Annotated in this window: 1 protein-coding gene; it reads right to left on the bottom strand. The window is 65.7% G+C overall.

What is annotated here, in order from left to right; all coding sequences use genetic code 11:
• Nucleotides 1-46: 46 nt before the first annotated feature.
• Nucleotides 47-535, bottom strand: a complete 489-nt coding sequence (locus I4J89_RS49130; RefSeq protein WP_196421108.1) for a VOC family protein — start codon at nt 533-535, stop codon at nt 47-49.
• Nucleotides 536-616 lie beyond the last annotated feature (81 nt).

Here is a 616-nt window from a genome sequence, read left to right as displayed (position 1 = left end):
CGGTGGTGTCGGCCGGCTCACCGTTGGCAGGTTTGCCGGTCGAGGTTCAGCTTCTGGGGAAGATCTCGGTCTCGGGGCGCTGCATGTACTCCATCGCCGCGGTGAACTCTGGGTCGCCGAAGCGTCGCTCCATCTCCTCCGGCGTCACGTCCTCGATGTGGGTCTGTATCCACCACACGTTGCCGAACGGGTCGCGGACCCGCCCGACCAGGTCGCCGAAGGCCAGATGGGTGACCTCCGAGATGCCGATGCCTCCTGCCTCGATCGCCTGGCGATGCACGGCACGGGCGTCCTCGACGTACAGCCGCAGGAACGCGGGCGTCGCCGGCCAGCTCGGGTCGCCGTCGAAGAGCATCACGATCGCGTCGCCGATGCGGACCTCCGCGTGCCCGATCACCCCGCGGGCGTCGATCACCCGCCCCAGTTCCTCAGCGCCGAACGCCTTTCGGAGGTAGTCGATGACTGCGGCAGTGTCGCGGGAGATGATCCACGGCGTGACGGTCGTGTAGCCCTCGGGGATCGCCTTGACAGACATTTCGGGTGACTCTTTCTGCCAGCGGGAAGATGCTTCCGACGCTAATCGCGGTATAGGTCATTTTCTGTCCTATACGGCACG

Origin of the sequence: Actinoplanes aureus, assembly GCF_015704865.1 — a bacterium.
In the GTDB taxonomy this organism is placed as follows: domain Bacteria; phylum Actinomycetota; class Actinomycetes; order Mycobacteriales; family Micromonosporaceae; genus Actinoplanes; species Actinoplanes aureus.
The sequence above is the reverse complement of the archived record's forward strand: the minus strand, read 5'-3'. Positions and strand labels throughout refer to the sequence as shown.